The sequence below is a fragment of the Desulfogranum marinum genome (assembly GCF_016918565.1).
In the GTDB taxonomy this organism is placed as follows: Bacteria; Desulfobacterota; Desulfobulbia; order Desulfobulbales; family Desulfobulbaceae; genus Desulfogranum; species Desulfogranum marinum.
Genome location: NZ_JAFFQD010000051.1, coordinates 1 through 15,995, shown reverse-complemented (window position 1 = coordinate 15,995; position 15,995 = coordinate 1). Strand labels below are relative to the sequence as shown.

Annotated in this window: 15 protein-coding genes and 1 CRISPR repeat array; of the genes, 1 reads left to right on the top strand and 14 read right to left on the bottom strand. The window is 42.5% G+C overall.

Annotation, left to right across the window (positions count from 1 at the left end; genetic code table 11):
- Positions 1-263: 263 nt before the first annotated feature.
- Positions 264-871: a CRISPR direct-repeat array (repeat unit 37 nt; unit sequence GCTTCAATGTAGCCACTCCTTACGAAGTGGTTGGTAC).
- A gap of 140 nt (positions 872-1,011) precedes the next feature.
- The 4 genes from JWH17_RS20185 to cas7g are packed head-to-tail and all read right to left on the bottom strand — an operon-like array spanning position 1,012 to position 6,256.
- A complete protein-coding gene (locus JWH17_RS20185) occupies positions 1,012-1,695 on the bottom strand; it encodes a hypothetical protein (RefSeq protein WP_205224500.1) in 684 nt (227 codons plus the stop codon).
- Positions 1,685-3,955: a type I-G CRISPR-associated helicase/endonuclease Cas3g gene (cas3g, locus tag JWH17_RS20180; RefSeq protein WP_205224499.1), complete on the bottom strand. Its 2,271-nt coding sequence runs from the start codon at positions 3,953-3,955 to the stop codon at positions 1,685-1,687. Before cas3g ends, JWH17_RS20185 begins: the two co-directional genes overlap by 11 nt.
- A 6-nt stretch (positions 3,956-3,961) precedes the next feature.
- Entirely contained in the window at positions 3,962-5,221 is a 1,260-nt protein-coding gene (gene csb2, locus JWH17_RS20175; RefSeq protein ID WP_205224498.1) for a type I-G CRISPR-associated protein Csb2, read from the bottom strand.
- On the bottom strand, positions 5,222-6,256 hold the full coding sequence (gene cas7g, locus JWH17_RS20170; protein ID WP_205224497.1) for a type I-G CRISPR-associated RAMP protein Csb1/Cas7g: 1,035 nt from the start codon (positions 6,254-6,256) through the stop codon (positions 5,222-5,224).
- Positions 6,257-6,607: 351 nt separating this feature from the next.
- Between cas7g and JWH17_RS20165 the strand changes: the two genes are divergently transcribed.
- On the top strand, positions 6,608-6,856 hold the full coding sequence (locus JWH17_RS20165; protein ID WP_205224496.1) for a hypothetical protein: 249 nt from the start codon (positions 6,608-6,610) through the stop codon (positions 6,854-6,856).
- Positions 6,857-7,179: 323 nt separating this feature from the next.
- Here the strand turns inward: JWH17_RS20165 and JWH17_RS20160 are convergent, their stop codons facing one another.
- The 10 genes from JWH17_RS20160 to JWH17_RS20115 all read right to left on the bottom strand — a co-directional run bounded on the left by JWH17_RS20160 (position 7,180) and on the right by JWH17_RS20115 (position 14,916).
- Positions 7,180-8,256, bottom strand: coding sequence for a tyrosine-type recombinase/integrase (locus JWH17_RS20160; protein WP_205224495.1), 1,077 nt, complete (start codon positions 8,254-8,256; stop codon positions 7,180-7,182).
- 169 nt (positions 8,257-8,425) lie between these two features.
- Positions 8,426-8,644, bottom strand: a complete 219-nt coding sequence (locus JWH17_RS20155; protein ID WP_205224494.1) for a helix-turn-helix domain-containing protein — start codon at positions 8,642-8,644, stop codon at positions 8,426-8,428.
- Between the two features lie 179 nt (positions 8,645-8,823).
- Entirely contained in the window at positions 8,824-10,251 is a 1,428-nt protein-coding gene (locus JWH17_RS20150) for a DNA primase family protein (protein ID WP_205224493.1), read from the bottom strand.
- 70 nt (positions 10,252-10,321) lie between these two features.
- Entirely contained in the window at positions 10,322-10,882 is a 561-nt protein-coding gene (locus tag JWH17_RS20145; protein ID WP_205224492.1) for a MerR family transcriptional regulator, read from the bottom strand.
- 488 nt (positions 10,883-11,370) lie between these two features.
- Entirely contained in the window at positions 11,371-12,231 is an 861-nt protein-coding gene (locus JWH17_RS20140) for a hypothetical protein (RefSeq protein WP_205224491.1), read from the bottom strand.
- 347 nt (positions 12,232-12,578) lie between these two features.
- The gene (locus JWH17_RS20135; protein ID WP_205224490.1) at positions 12,579-13,286 is read right to left on the bottom strand and encodes a hypothetical protein; all 708 of its coding nucleotides are present in this window, start codon (positions 13,284-13,286) and stop codon (positions 12,579-12,581) included.
- A gap of 80 nt (positions 13,287-13,366) precedes the next feature.
- A complete protein-coding gene (locus JWH17_RS20130) occupies positions 13,367-13,615 on the bottom strand; it encodes a hypothetical protein (RefSeq protein WP_205224489.1) in 249 nt (82 codons plus the stop codon).
- A gap of 1 nt (position 13,616) precedes the next feature.
- Entirely contained in the window at positions 13,617-13,838 is a 222-nt protein-coding gene (locus JWH17_RS24720; protein WP_205224488.1) for a helix-turn-helix domain-containing protein, read from the bottom strand.
- Positions 13,839-13,874: 36 nt separating this feature from the next.
- A complete protein-coding gene (locus JWH17_RS20120) occupies positions 13,875-14,294 on the bottom strand; it encodes a hypothetical protein (protein ID WP_205224487.1) in 420 nt (139 codons plus the stop codon).
- Between the two features lie 208 nt (positions 14,295-14,502).
- A complete protein-coding gene (locus JWH17_RS20115) occupies positions 14,503-14,916 on the bottom strand; it encodes a hypothetical protein (protein ID WP_205224486.1) in 414 nt (137 codons plus the stop codon).
- Positions 14,917-15,995: the final 1,079 nt, after the last annotated feature.

Below are 15,995 nucleotides of genomic sequence, written 5' to 3'. Positions count from 1 at the left end.
AATGTTATACGCTTTTTTTCAGGGGGCGTTTCTGGTGCTTCGTAATTCTGGATATACTTACGAACAACTTTAGGAAAGAAGGTTGAGTAATGAGGAAGAGAGGGCATATGCAGGCTCTCTTTGATATCTTCTGTCCACATTCGAGGCAGCTAGTCAACATTGCGCCTTGTGTAGTTTTCCCATCAGAAGTTAGCCCTGCTTCACTGGTATTTCATGTAAAATGCCATACACAAATTTTCATCACCATCATGGACATGTCTGCTGCTTCAATGTAGCCACTCCTTACGAAGTGGTTGGTACTTCGGAGTTCCTCCGGCTATCAGCACCGAGTCTGGGCTTCAATGTAGCCACTCCTTACGAAGTGGTTGGTACACGAAGAGGAAATACCAAACCCGATATGTTAGTCGCTTCAATGTAGCCACTCCTTACGAAGTGGTTGGTACTGATAACGGGGCATTTACGGCATGGCGCAAACGTGCTTCAATGTAGCCACTCCTTACGAAGTGGTTGGTACTTTAAAGGTGGGGGCAAATACCCATTTGCTGGAAAGCTTCAATGTAGCCACTCCTTACGAAGTGGTTGGTACTACAAAGCAGCAGGTAAACTTGCCGATGCCTCTGCTTCAATGTAGCCACTCCTTACGAAGTGGTTGGTACAAACGACAACGGAATCAGAGGCGACGGCCTGGTAAGCTTCAATGTAGCCACTCCTTACGAAGTGGTTGGTACGTGTGCGTGAGCCCTTTATCGAGCATGGCTTGCTTGCTTCAATGTAGCCACTCCTTACGAAGTGGTTGGTACGTTTTATTTGGGGCAACCGCTCCAACCGGGGCAAGCTTCAATGTAGCCACTCCTTACGAAGTGGTTGGTACTGCCATGTTTAAAATAGTTATAAACTAAGGTATTTATAGCAGCTATTTCGCGAACCTCATAATCATTTTAAAGTCAACCTCTCTTTAAAGCATATAAAAGGTCTCCCTGCTCCCAACCTAGAGCATCGCGAACCTACGGGCTATTTCTGTTTACTCATAGTTCGCGCTGGTTCCAAATACCCCATCTTGCCATTTCGACCAACACTTGACGAATATACTACACCTCCCCATTCTGTGCTCAGAGAGAGGACTAAACTCCTCACACCTTCTAAGTCTAAAGGAACCGACCATGTAACCCACTTATACTCAGAGCTTCTTGTCCCTGTTCCAGTAAAAGGGAGAGACTCTGCAGCTAACCATTGACCAGCAATAACCCCTCTATGTGGGCTGGAATCCGGGGCTTTCATTCCACCAATATTAGCTGCCATTTTAACAGCTCCAGTGTCCCACCCTAAACTGGTTACATCATCTTGGTTCACCCACCTTCTATTTAATGCTTTCTTGATATCATCAAGTGTGACAGCCTGAATCATCTGCTTAATTACACCAAGGAAATTGACTCTTCCTGCTGTTAAATCAAGGGAAATTTTATTGTTCCCTGGCTTTGGCTGAGGTAGGTTTTCAGGTAAATCGCTCCCTTTCTGAAGATACTCCCATAGTGCATCAATGACTTGTTTATCAGTTAAATCAGGAAGAGTGGGGAATCCATCACACCACATCATAAGAGCATCAATATCCATTTTATTGAGAATATATAGCAGGCCAACTGCTGCCATCCACCCTTGAGGGTTGTCTTCTCGAAGACCAATAATTTTATATGCCACGTTCTTGTTCCCTTTTACTCTGGATCCAATCAGATAGCCGAACCAAGGACTCCAGGTAGGCTAAGCCCCATGCTCCATACTTCGTATTTAAACGGTCGGTCATATTTCCCCACCGAGCTCCTCCAGCTTGCTCCCATAGCTCTACATCATTTCCTAGCGGTAAAATAGATCTTCCATATCCATGGTGGGTAGCAATGAGATATCGGAGTAACTCTGATGATTCTTTTGGAAGCATGGCAACCGATGCAACTTCATGCCTCCAGCCAAAAGGAAGACCAGACCATTGACGAGCTACTTGGGCAGCATAAGGAGACGCAAAAGATGATTTTGCTAGAAGGGTATCCGACGCCCCCAGGGCTACTTGAAATCGAGCATCTTGTTTTCCAATATCATGCTGTTGAACTGCTTGGTGAACTATACAATTATCAGTTAGCTCCTTTGAAACCTCAGTAGCTTCGCTGAGGTGTTTAGAGAGGAGAACCGCTTTCTCTTTTGGTCGAATATTAGCTTCTCTGATAATTAAACCACCTAGGTATGGTGTAGCGATGGGTTTATCGAATATAACACCTTCATCTTTCAGATATTGCTCTATATCGGTATGTTCATCAGCTCCTATTATTCGAAAATTTGCCCCTGCTTGGTTACCAATATCCTTAACAGAATCTTTGCTAGCTGGTTCCCATCCCCACTTTCCGTATCCTCCATAATCGGAGGGGATAATCACTATGTCACCTGGACGAATATCTCTTCCTGTCGAAATGGTATCTCTGGTTAAAACCGATCGGTTTCCAATCCACTTCTTTACCTCAAACAGTGAACAGGGCATCATCTCAGCTATAACGGGTGGGGCAGCATTAACTGTTTCCAGCCAGGTAGAACTATCTTCTTGTAAATCTTCTCTCCAAACGAGTTGAACACTCACATTGTTGACATTACTTCCATGCAGCCAAGGCTCTATATCGACTATAGCCTGTGGGATGGTCTGTCGTAACTTTCTTATATCCTCTTCAGTGAGAGGATATAGTGTTTCAGGTTCTCTAATGGGTGGCTGGCTGGATTGTAAAGTCGCTTCCATTCCATTTATTCCGAAATCAACAACCTTATTCTTACCTTTCCCAGTAGCAATTGTATTGAGCCAAGACCAGGTTTTCTGCAAAAGCGATTTGCCATAGATAGGGCAATCACTAGACGAGTCTAACTGCTCATGTACTATTACAGCAGGTGATTCCCCTAATTCGCCTAAGCGATCAAGACGACCAAATCGTTGCTGCAACGAGTTGAAAGGAGCATTTTGGGTCACCAGAGCATCAAAATCTAAATCAGCTCCTACTTCAATCGTTTGAGTAGCAACGACAAAGAGAGGCTCACGGTTTTGTCGAGACCCGCATATTATATTGGGCAGAAGAGTTTCCAGTAATGTGTCTTTATCAAATGGTCTTATACGTCCGGTTAGTAGTACTTTTTGACCACTTAATTGATTGAATACTTGCCTTGCTTTTATGGTGGTATTACAGATGATTGCTACCACGCCTTGAGATAGCTCCATTAACCGTTTTGCTTCTTCAACAAGCACATGAGTAAGGCTATCCTGTCTTGCTTTCCTTAACTTCGAGAGCTTATGGTTGCTGAGACGCCTCATGAGGATTGGGTGGCTCCTATCAGCGTCTGTTAATGTCACAGCTTTACCTTCAGTAAAAGGTGTTGCTGTCATAGTGATGAAATGCCATGGCTCTAACGTTTTATGCTGAAAGCGTTGTATGGTTTTGACTGTTTCCGCAAACGGAGTGCTGATATGTGCTTCATCAAGTATCAGTAAAGCATCATTTCCAATAAGTGCAGCGTGAATAGGGGCTGCTTTTGGGCTTACTCCATAACCTCTCCACAATAGGCGAGAGCCAACTTGATCAACAGTCGAAACTATAACTTTTGGCTTTTGTGGTTCCATCAACCAGCTGTCATCTATTGTCACTCCACCTCTCATCTTGATGACATCGCAACCAAGGTAAACAGCATAATCTGTTACGCTGTCAACAATGAGTCTTCTGTCAACAATATAGATAAGTCTTTTGGGGACTGATAACCCTTGAAGTGATGCCCAGTGCCAAAGAGCAATAATAGAGGTTTTACCTGTTCCCGTAGGTACTGAAATCGAGTCAGGGAGAGAGTTTGTTATAAAAGTATCAGCAAGCTGGTTTTGCCAAGGGAAAGGTTCGTAACCATGTATGTCTTTATACCAAGATGAAAAGTCACGAGTTAACATTGGCCACTACCTCCCTTGAATAGGTCTACACAGACCGCTTCCAAAATAACGATCCGCTCCAACAAGGAGAGGCCCAGATATGGAATTTTTCCATTCAATCACAGCATGTGTGATAAAACGATTTCCTTTACGAGAAGGATATTTCCTGGCATTTGCAGCCTTCTTTAAGGGAGACTCATTACTGCAGGTAATGTTTAAAGGAGCTGGCAAGTCCATTGCTACCAGGCTATCGGATATTATTTGCTCAGCGGATTTGTTCTTTTTGGGCCAACGATCCAGTGCAATAGGAGTGACAGTAGCCCACTTTCTTGAAGCCCTATTCCATGTCTCTTGCTGTAACCCTTTTAGACCAAATGAATCAATCCGAAGTTGAATATTGTCTAGTTTAGTAAGCTTCATAAAGATTGATCCCAATAAAGCTCTTTCATGACCAGTAACATCTGAAGGGAGCCAGCAGCCAAGCCCAATAATACCTCCACTAGCGTACTTATGCCCAACGTCAGGTAAGGCGGTCCATGCAACATGGCGGTGGTTACCGTGACCGTGAATTAATGCTGGCATGTCCTCTGGAGCGAGACTCATCACTGCTTGACGTATTTTACTCGTCCAATACACAGTTTCAGTTAGAGCAAGCTGTCGCTCAGGGCGAAGAACCATCAAGTCTCCCCAAGAAGTAGTGAAGTAATTTTCATGAGCTTTTCTATATCCCACTGAAGGAGCTGCTGAGCTGCGTAAACCAGCAGCATAGGCTTCACACAAATGATCTAGTCTACCTGGATATGGTGCTCGGAGAAGCAGATCTCCGTGTTCATCTGGAATCCAGTCTCCGTTACCCATATCTTTGGTTACAAGGCTACCACGAACAAAACTTGTTGCTCTACCAATGTGTGTAAGGTTTGTAACGATTAACCTTATTGGTTCTGCAACCTCTTCTGGCATATCTTTCCAGATATAGAGAACAGTGTTTGATTTCGGATGTACTGTAGGTAAATGTCGGGCTGCGCCTTGGTGGTAGCGTTTGGTTCTTTTGAAATTATCGGGAACATAGCGAACAGGAGCAGGTGGAGCCAAAGCATCACTTGCTTTAATGGTAGGTGCAGATTCAAGATACCGTAGCACGTCCATATTTTGTCCTGTTTCAGCAGCAGTCGCTACCAAAGCTTGGAATACTCTGTCTGGAGCAGGCGGCCATTCCCCATACTTAGGTGAAGATGGAATGGATAGCTGCGGTGTAACCAGGAACTCAATCTGGACACCCATATCCATTTAGATGCCTCCTTTTACAGCTATATTTTCAAGAGCTGGTCCTGCCATAAGAGAAAGAGGAGTCTTTGAAAAGCATAAATCATGTGATTCAGCCTCAGAGATAGCTTTCTCTAAGTTTTCAAGTGAGTTTGGTAAGACGATAGGGATCTTGGTACCATCAGAGCTTATTGTTACCCCAATTCTATCTGCAGTGTACAACTCACACCCTGATCTCAGATCCAACTTATCTAATGTTCTTGATATGCCAATCAGTGCTAGTTGTGTGAGTACGTTGCGTGCAGCAGCATCTCTTGCTTCATTGATGAGACCGTTTGCATTTGGGAAATGATATCGCCTCAGTCTGGTTAAGGATATTGCGCCATTAAATTGTATGTCCTCTACAAAAACCCCCTTGGCTTCAGAACCAGGAACGTCTCCGTGGCCAAGCTCAGAAGGTTTCTTTCCTTTTGGATCTTCCTCAAGGATGCCATTGATAATTGAATGCTTCTCAGCGCTTGAGGTAATATCCAGTGGATCTATTCGCTGTGTACAGTGCTTAACTGTTTGAACATCATATCCCCAGATTTCACAGGACACGGATCGAGCAATTTTCGTTCCCTTACCTGCATCGCCACCATGAGAATCCCATCCTCCTAGTAGCAGAGTCAAAGGAGCGTAGGTATAAAGTGCTGTAGCATTTAGGCTGTTACTCCTTAATACAGCTTGTCCAATCTCAGATTGGCGCCATGGAACACCATCAAGCGTTGAATCACGAAGTATGGCATCATAGGCTCTATGAGGTAGTTCATGAATGGAAAGCTCTCTTCCGTTTATCTGAGTTTTAACTTGAGGAAGGATTTCTAGTTCAGCTAATTCTGCTTCTATTCTGTTCGCAAAAGATCCAACAGAATCAATTTGTACTGCTGTAGCTTTACCCGTCTGTTTATCCAGACCAACAAGATTATGTCCTATGTCAGCAAATGTAGCTGGGTAGATGTGGGCAGAACCATTGATGGGTTCCAACTTAGCTTGTATTGATATTGCTACATCGCTCATTGATTCCTCCGCTTAGTAGATAGTAGAGACGCTTCATGGATTAACTGTCTGGCACCTCACTCAACAGATCCTGCATATTTACTTTTGACAGATTTAAGACTTTATAACAATGTTGTTTTTTCATAACTTATTAATATTAATAGTTTAAATCCCACAAAGTAGTGCTTAAGCTGTTTCGTTAGAATTTTCTTGAGAGAAAGAGAGAGCGTATATCTCCTCCACGCACGGGGGACTCATTTCATCTTCCCTGCCTATACCCCCTGCTCCTTCAAAAAGCCCCCCACCTTCCATGACTTCAGGTGAATTGAAATAGATAGAAGAAGAATAAAATATCTATGGAGGTTACAAGGAATGGCTCAGTATCGTGGTGTAGTTCAAGGAGGAAGAGGGGAAGCATCAAGGCTTGGTCATAAAACCAGTGGTCTTCAAGTGGAAGCCAATGGTTGGGATATTGGTGCAGAGGTCTCCCTATCTTGGAATGAGGAAGAGCAGAGGGATGAGTTGAGTATAACGATTAACAGCGGTTCCAATAATAATGGTTTAAAAATACCGATTGGAACCTTTGCACTTGAAGACGATCATATTGAAAAAGTCGTCTAAGAGAATCTATCCAGGTGCAAGTGTGAGACAGGGGAGTCCAACAAGGCTCTCCCTATTTTATTTGCTAACAGTAAATTGGACAAACAAAGACAATAAAGGTAATAAAAAGAGAGATTGGTGGTTCAGTTTCCACCATGTTTCCACGGTGAAACTAAGTAGAGGGAACAGCAGGGGAGACGAGATAAAAGAAGAAGATATTCAGGGAGTTAGAGAGCAGCCTAGGGAGAACCCGACTTTTCTGTTTCGGATTCGAAGTCCGATGCTCTATCCAGCTGAGCTACGGGCGCACCCAATGATTACGGTAAGTTAGGTATTAAAAACTGCTAATTTTTAGCACTCGCTGTAGGAACTGTGCCCAAATTGTGCCCACCAAGGGAATTTAGGTAATCACTCTGCATTTGGGCTGCGATTTTTAGATCCTGGTCATTGACAATATTATAGCGGTCAAAAACACTTCTTGTTTTGTGACCGGATATCATCATTGCTACTCTTTCCGGTATTCCCGAACGAACCATGTTTCGCACAGCTGTACGCCTAAAATCATGGAAGACTTTTACACCAACTCCCGCTTCACTGCAAGCTTTCTTCCAGGTTTTATCAAACCGCTTTACCCTATCATCCCCCTTACGATTGAGAAAAACATAAGGTGTTTTATTGCATACCGTTTTTCGCTTTTGCCACTGGTCCAGAAAAAAGCTTTTGAGTTCATCATCAAGGTAAACCGTTCTACCACAGTCATTCTTTGTCTCACCAACCTCAAGCCGAACAATGCCCTGTTCAACATCAACTTGGCTCCACTTCATGCTCGCAATCTCCTCTAGACGCCAGCCATGTTTATAAGCGAATGTCACAAAACCCTTTAGGTACTGCGGCAAGGCCTCTCTTAAAAACAAAAACTCACTATGCTCAAAGAATCCTTTTCGAGCATTCCTTTCCTTTAACAAAGGTATATGTGGTACCTTATTAATAATTGGTGGAGTCTGCCTAACACCTAAATTGAACATCCTTTTCAGAGCAGCTAATTCACGATTAATGGTTGCATTTGCTGCGCCGCTATCAAGACGACAGAGAACATATTCATTAATCATTGGCGTTGTGACTTGAACAGCTTTATACCTAGAAAAAAAACCCCTCAAGTACTCAACGGATTTCTCAACTCGGACGAGTGACTTTTTTCCATTGATTTTATAATCTTGGATTATTCCTTCTGCTAACTGGTCAAATGTTATCTTGTCATATACCACACCAGGAGCAAGCCCCTGTGCTACCTCGCCCTCCCTTCTCTTCAGAAACCGTTCCGCAACCATCTTGCTCTTACTTTTAGAGCTTTCACGGATACTCTTGCAATTGTGATAATATTTAATCCACCAAACATTACCTCGCTTATATATCATTCCCATACCATATCTCCTTCTTGCAAGACGGGCACAAGATAGGAGTACTATGAATGTCCTCCAACCTCTCATTTGTTCATTTTCAAAGAGGAAGAAAGGATTCATCGTGTCTCTACCAATCCCATGATTACAATCTGTTTTCAAGCTAATTATCGTCTATATCAAACAGCAATCGTTATTGGCCATTTTGATGCTTATTACTGGCGATAAAGTCCTCGATATCTCCGACATCAACAAACATTTTCTTACCAACTTTGATAAAGGGTAAATGACCCTCCCAAATCTGAGTACGCCAAAACCAATCTGTTGCGCCTATGTAGCGCGTAAGCTCAACAATTGAATACAATCTTTTAGCACCTACACCGTCGTTGTTTGATTTTCCAAAATCGTTCATTGACACAGTCCTTCCTCTAGAAATGTTTGACTGTGCGGTGAAAGATGTCGTCCGTTGCGGGGTACCGCGGTGAGCGCGCCTGGTAACTGACTTCCCTTAGCTACCTGTTCTTCCGTTGCACTGAGTGAATTCGTTTCGTTTTTACTTCAATAGTTTTGTTTGTATGCTGCTGGTTGTTGTTAAGCAGCTAATGCATTGAGGTATGTTTTAAGGCCAATGCCAACCCAGCCTCTTTCAGTACTTGTCCTGTATGGAGTGAACTCTTTCTCTTTCAATTCCTTTCCGAAAGCGACTTTGGTCTTTAAAGACTCTCCCTGTTGACGGCACCAATCTGTATAAAGAGTAAAAAGAATCTGGCTGGAGACTTTCTCGCCATTTCCCACAGTGCAACAATCCTCAATGAACCGTCCCACTACATCCATCTCTTGTCTGTATTCATTAGTAGCATCAGCTATCACTTTGGGTAATCCAAGGCCATTTTTCTTCCAGTCTAAACAGCCCCTAACAGCCCAGGCTAGAATCCCAGGTAATTCTGCATTGAGCTTTTCCTCTAAGTCTCTATCTTGCTCATGTGGAGGAATGGTTACCTCAAAAGGAACGAGTCTTACTCTACGCCACATTCCGAAATCCTTTCCTTTGATATTTGGCTTATGGTTCGTCGCCATAATTATTTTGAATTGAGGTCTAAACTCAAAAAACTCTTTATGCAGGTAGCGCGCTGTTATTACGTCACCGCCTGTCATCTGTTTTACAATGCCTTCCGCTAGAAATTGATTGGCATCTGGCTCCGTAGTGGTCACCAGCCTGGCGGCTTTCAGTCTTGCGATATCGTTATTTATTCTACCTTTATGTGTCTCAAGAAATGTATCTGGCTGAGATTGTTTTGCGTAATCACTGAGCATTTTTCCGAATACATTCAGCAGGGTACTTTTTCCATTGGAGCCATTTCCACAAAAAATGTTAAAGCACTGCTCACTGGTATCTCCTGTCAGTGTATATCCGAACAATCTTTGCAGATACTTGACCATTTCTGTATTATCAGCCATTGTTCTGTGGATAAATTTCTTGAAATTTGGACAGCCGCTGTTTGGGTCAAAATCAACCGGAACGATTTTCGATATAAGGTCTTTTGGGTCGTGGGCTTTTATCTGGCCAGTCCTGGTATCAATGGTACCGTTCGAGCAATTCAGCAAAGAGCTATTGGTGTCGAAATCTGAAGCACTCACCCCAATTCTCTGGTCCTCCATCACAAGGGTTCTTATAGCTCTAATCCTATTAACGTGTTCCGATTTTAATGCGTGACGAGCTATCTTAGTCCTTGTTACCTCGTCATCGGCTTGCTGCGCTTCTGCATATAGGCTCTTTATGACTTTTCTGACCAATACTGAAACCGTTGCATTTTCATCTTCTTCCCAGTATTTACCATTCCAAATGATAAATTTTTTACTAGAATAACAGTATTTTACACGGTCGCCATATTGCTCAATAAACCGATTTGCATTCCCAAGGTCGGTCAAATTAAAATCTTCATTTTGCTGCTCTGTGGACTTTTCACTAGCTGTAGATGTCATGTTATGAGTGCATCTTTCCTGGTTTTGCAAAGTCATTTTCTTCTCCAATCTCGAGGCCTATTAATAGGTGGTATATTACCACCCTTTAGCTTGGTAAAAAAACTCCCTACGACTCTATATCTTTAAGCGCCTTATCAACAGTAGCACTGAGTTTAACAAGGTTGAAAACGAACGTTCCATCCCAATCGGTCAAACCAACATTGTCCGTGGTGCTCGCTAATGTGCTTGGCGTAAACTCAAGCTTACACTCCATACTTCCGCCCCACTGGAAATGCGGTTTTATTGTTTCTTCGGCGTCAGCACCTTTGCTTTCGATAGTTAAGATTAAATACCTACTGAAAAATATTTCATTACCAGCCTTTCCAATTACTGGTTCAATCAGTTGGGCGGCAAAATCTCTTTTGAACCCCATACCAAGAAGTTTTATGAACAGTGCTATCGCATACACATCACCTTTGGTAAATCCTGCCTTGGTTCCTTGCCCTAGCGCCGGAACAGTCGGCCTAATAAAGTCAGCTTTAATCCAATCTTTTAATCGCTCTCGCTTAATCCCTAAAGCTTTACAGATAGCTGTGGAGCGGTAGTCTGCACTAAGTTCAACATCTTCTTCCTCATACTCATATCCAGGAGGAGGAGTTCCATATTCACCTTCAAATTCATCAGCCATGTCGTTACCTATTTATGGAGGTTACTAGAAAAGACTACTTCAGTTCAGACCAACCTTTCATTCTTGCTCTAAAGATATACTCCCCACAATCATTAGTCAAGAATTAAATGGTAGGCGTACTACCACCCAGTTGCAACGTACTGTAATTATAGATTATAAAAAATATAAGCAAAGAAAGCCATTCAGTACACACAAATAATTTCTGGTAGCTAGTGCATAGTCACCGATACTTGTGGCCTTTAAAAACCATGAGATAGGTAGACCATGACGCCAATGACATATTTTTTTCAAGACTCCTACGTTTATCTACCAGGCAGTATGAATGATAGAATAAGTCATTGGTGTCACAGGAGCATGGTTGGGAGTAATTACGGCCCAAGGTAAGCCAAATAACACAACCCTTGACATTGTTAACTTTAGAGGATTTGCTAGATTAGATGCTCACTTTATAACAGGCACGAAGCCAACAACACGCTCATATTCGTCTGTCATTGCCTGCTTAAGCTCATCCTGGCTCTCTTGCTGCACGATATATAGCTATCGTGAATAGCAAGGCAAGGAACACCTATTTTTGTCATCCTGAGCAGGATAGCCTCGGTTATCTTGCTGTCTAGGTTCTGAAGCATTGTTCCTGCACCGGAGTGAATGTATTGGTCAATACGATGATGAACCTTCTTGGCATTATGAAGCAGCTTTCGTACATTCTCGTTGGAGAGGATACCACTACCTTTTGCCACTTTACCTCTCATAGCGCCCCTGAATCCCTGGATTGCATCGTTCTCTGACCCTGCATTCATCGCAATCAGGAGTAATTTTTTCATCCTATCACGTTCTTCCTGGCTTTCTGCAAGAGCAAGGTATGGGTCTTCCTGATAATCTATCCCAAGCAAGTGATAGGGCAGGCGAATATGATGCGCTGAATAATCAAGCTCTACTGTAGGCGCTCCGTTAATCAAAATGCCTGACCTCACCTTTTCAGACATCTTCTGGTAAGGAGCACCATAAAACCTGCCGCCCTGCTTGAAGGATTCGTTATTAAAAACCCTGTACAGCTTGTTGGTGTTGAGAGTCATACTTAACTGGTCGATGCCGAACTCTGACAACGGCTTTTTCTCTCTCAACATTGTGATACTGTACCTGTTCCTTTTGTACTCTCTTCTGACCATTGCGATAAACAAGCCAAGATGATTGAGAGGAGTGGTTGGTTCTGTATGCTTGGTTCTGTGGTGAGATGATAATAGTAATGATATATTACTACTACATACCGTGTCATCCATACCGTTACTGCCTGCAGCACCAGTAGATTTCAGGAAGAACCAGTCCTCTGGCTTGTATGCTACACCCATCATATCACAACTGTTGTCTATGCCTGTGTTAAAAAAAGACCCAGTTATGGATACTGACTGTTGTGTGCTGTTGGTACTCGTATTGACATTGATGTTGGTTCCTGGCTGTACCTTACCTGTGGTATTGGTACCCTGACTACTGGTATGGACATTCCTAATCTTAACGTTATCCAGAGTCGCCTCACTTTTTAGCAGACTGGATTAAAAGGCACACAAATGAACCCATTCGGAGGGTGAAAGGCAGGATTAGGAACTTTTTTCACATTTTATGAAAAAAAATGTCCAATGGGGTGCTGTTACAGACAATAGCTGGTTCAAGGGTAAGGGATTTCAGGTGTACTACTGTTTAACTACATCTGAGTAACATTATAGCCATTAGCAATTACCACTTGCTTAAACTTTTCCTTCCGCCGTGATAGCCATTTTACATACTGATCATAGTTCCAACCATTCTCTGTTATTACATCCTTGATAGTTTTTCTCCCCACCATAACGTTGAGATCATTTTTGTTAAAGAATTCACACATTATTCGAAAGAGCTGCTTGGCCGATAATGTCTCCTCCGGTGATGTCCCCCAAGAGGGTAGATCAAACCAGTGCTCATAATCAGATATTGATATGACGAAGTTTTTATTCCGTGGATCAAGAATATCAAACCTTGTATTCAACCCCTCGTCTTTAGGCCGTGGCCGGTGCTTGCGAACTAAATTTCTTATGTTGAGGAAGATCCATTGGACAATCCATGTTGATAGCGAATGAATCCCATCATATTTCAGATAGTGTTTTTCAGTGAAATAATGATCGAAGAGTTCCCTGAACGCAAACTCTTTGGTTTCGTACATAACGAACTTGTTGTGCATTCTTTCCTCAAACTCATTAGATTTCCCATGCCTGTATTTGGCTAATATCTTGATTTGCTGCTGAATTGAGAATGCCTCTGGGCCTGTAAATTTGTTGGTGAAAAGTACAGCCTTGAATAGGTGACAATGCCTATCAAGATCATCTCGGTCATTGCTTCCCCCTTTGTTGATGGTAGGGGGTATCATATCTGCTTGCATATCGTTACCTCTAAACACAGAAAGGGCCACCCCTCCAAGTAGGAAGAGCGACCCTTTCAGGTTATATTTATTGTTATTGCTTAAAACAGCTTTTTTTGTGCGTCAGCGCCTATATGCTTGATCAATTGATCTGCCTTCTCTGCCAGGTGCATAGTTGCGTCAGCTGACTCACTCATTTCTTCTTTCAAAAAATACAGGTTGGCCGGTAGCAGTTCGATGGAACACCTGTCAAAGCGGTCATAATACACACCGCATTCATCCTTTAAGCAGGGCTTATCCAGCATCGGACAATACTTTTTCCTGATTTTCCTCTTTGCTCTTGTTGCCATATCAAATCACTTTCCTTGTTTTGGATACAGCCATCCTCAAGGTAAATCCCTGATCCTGGTAGGCTGCGATGGATTTGATTTGCTCAATGTGCCTTTCCGTAAAGTTGCGGTAAGTGATGTCGCCGCATTTGCTCATAATAGGCGGATCAATGTACCCCTGGTCACAGAGATACCTAACTCTCCTAACAGGTATTCCACATCTTTTTGCAGCCTCTCCGGTCAAACTAAAATAATGACTGTTATCTTGGGCAGGTGTACTTCATTCACTATTTCTATTAAAAATAGCATCACCATCTTCATCTAGACATTCATACTTGATTGATTCACCATAGTAGTCCCTTTCTTCAGGTTCTAAATCGTATAAATCATTTATAAAAACATCCATACTTTGCCTAGCATCAAGAGATGTTCTGTGACTGATAAAATCGTCCTTGGTCCAATACACAGGCACACGTGCCGGATACTCCACTGACACACCTATTTTCATTTCTTTATGAAAACAGGCGCACCCAAAACTGTGCGGTTGACCGATAGGTTTTTTACATACAAAACAGAAGTCTGCACCTTTGCTGGCATCGGCTTCTGTCACCAAATACTTTTCGCCATTTTTAAGTATGGTTTGTACAGCTTTCAGAGCAAGCATTTTATCATTGGTTAAACCGTAAAATTCATCTTTCATATTAATTCTCTCTATATTGTTCTTGATCACCACGCCCTCAACTCATCAAAATAATTTGATCAGATATCAAAACGATATTCTCGAGAGCGGTGATTATTAATTTTAACTTACCGGAATTGGTAATAATGTTATTACAACAGACTGTTACAGGCGTCAGGGTGACAATTTGTAACAGGCAACACCTCTCGTTGATGTAAAGAGATGCTAATTAGTGGTGCTTTAGTAATGCGCCGCTTTGATCATCCAAGCATTCAAACGTAAGATGTTGACCATATTCAGCCAGTTTATCAGGCAAAATGGTACTGAGTTCATATCGAACAGCTTCAAGTAGACCCTGTGGTGTTGAGTCTAATTTGTGATACTCAATAAATTCCTTTGTCCAGTGACAAGGAGTTTCAACAGGGTACTGCGCAGTGACCCGAACCATGACGTTTTTAAAAACAAGGCTGCAGCTAAGCAAATGCGGTGTCCCAAACTGTTGCTTGCAAACACTACATAATCCTGTTCCTCCTTTAACATGTTGCTTTGTCACAATAAATTTATCTGGGTTTTGAAGCACGTCTTGTACTTCCTTTAAGGCCAACTGATCTTCTCTTAGATCAACATCAATTATATTTTTCATTAGTAATCCTAAATAATTAATCAAAATCCCATTGAGTTATCTCAATGAAACCAAAAAAAAAACGGCTAACAAGAATCATCCTCGTTAACCGCTGCTTTACCTCACATCTCACTGCTTTACTTTTTAAGAATTCATACGCTTTTCTCCTGAGTTAAGATTTTAATTTCAATATATTGCTTTCGCCCAATCAACCCCACCCACCCAACTAGTATGTTTCAAGATGCGACCTTGTAAGTGAGGGCAACAGCATATGGGAAAAAGAGCAGAATCCCCTCCACAAACCTCCTGTGTGCTACTCGATAGCTGTAAAAGATGGGGGCCTATTCTCTGCGGCTATTGATTTAATGTTCAAAAAAAGTGTGATGTGTTGGCCACCAGGCAAAACACACTCACAAAATTCTTCTGTGCAATGGCTGAGCTCTGCTCATTACCAAGGCATTCATAGCTTCCCATGCAACATCCCAAACACCCTCACTAAAAAAATGTATTAAACAGGGAGAATAGTTACGACATCCACACGCGAATTGCAGCAGCATGAGGTTCATCCTCCCCTCCCCACAAACTTCATGTGTTAAAAAAACAATGGCTTTAGCAGAGGACAGATGATGTAACCCTCGCACTCCACGCCCCATCCCCCAAGACACCGTTGCACAAGTCATCTGTTGCTTCACGATTCGTTATACAAAGGGCAAAAGTAGGCCGTTCCTGTCAGAGAATATGCAGTAGAGCGATGTTGGCATAATGGAAAGGTAAGATGCTTAACTGAACTACAGGTGCTAGGTGAGGTGTGGTAACGGTCACCGATTTGTAAGATGAGAAAAGTAGGTGGTGAGCGGTTGGGAATGCTCAAGTTTTCGAAGGCGTCGAACGACACTGCAGCCTTAATGGTATGATAAAGTGTATACTACAATGGAAAAACGAACGCTCCCTGAAAACCTGCGAGGCTATATGTACAGTTTGTATACGTAACAACCCTGTTTTTTCCTGTTGATTTAGATGGTTACCTACAGCTAATTTTTCTCATTATATCCTTGTAAGTCAAGATTTATCTCCGAACTGAGCGGAGTCAGAGGCCGCTT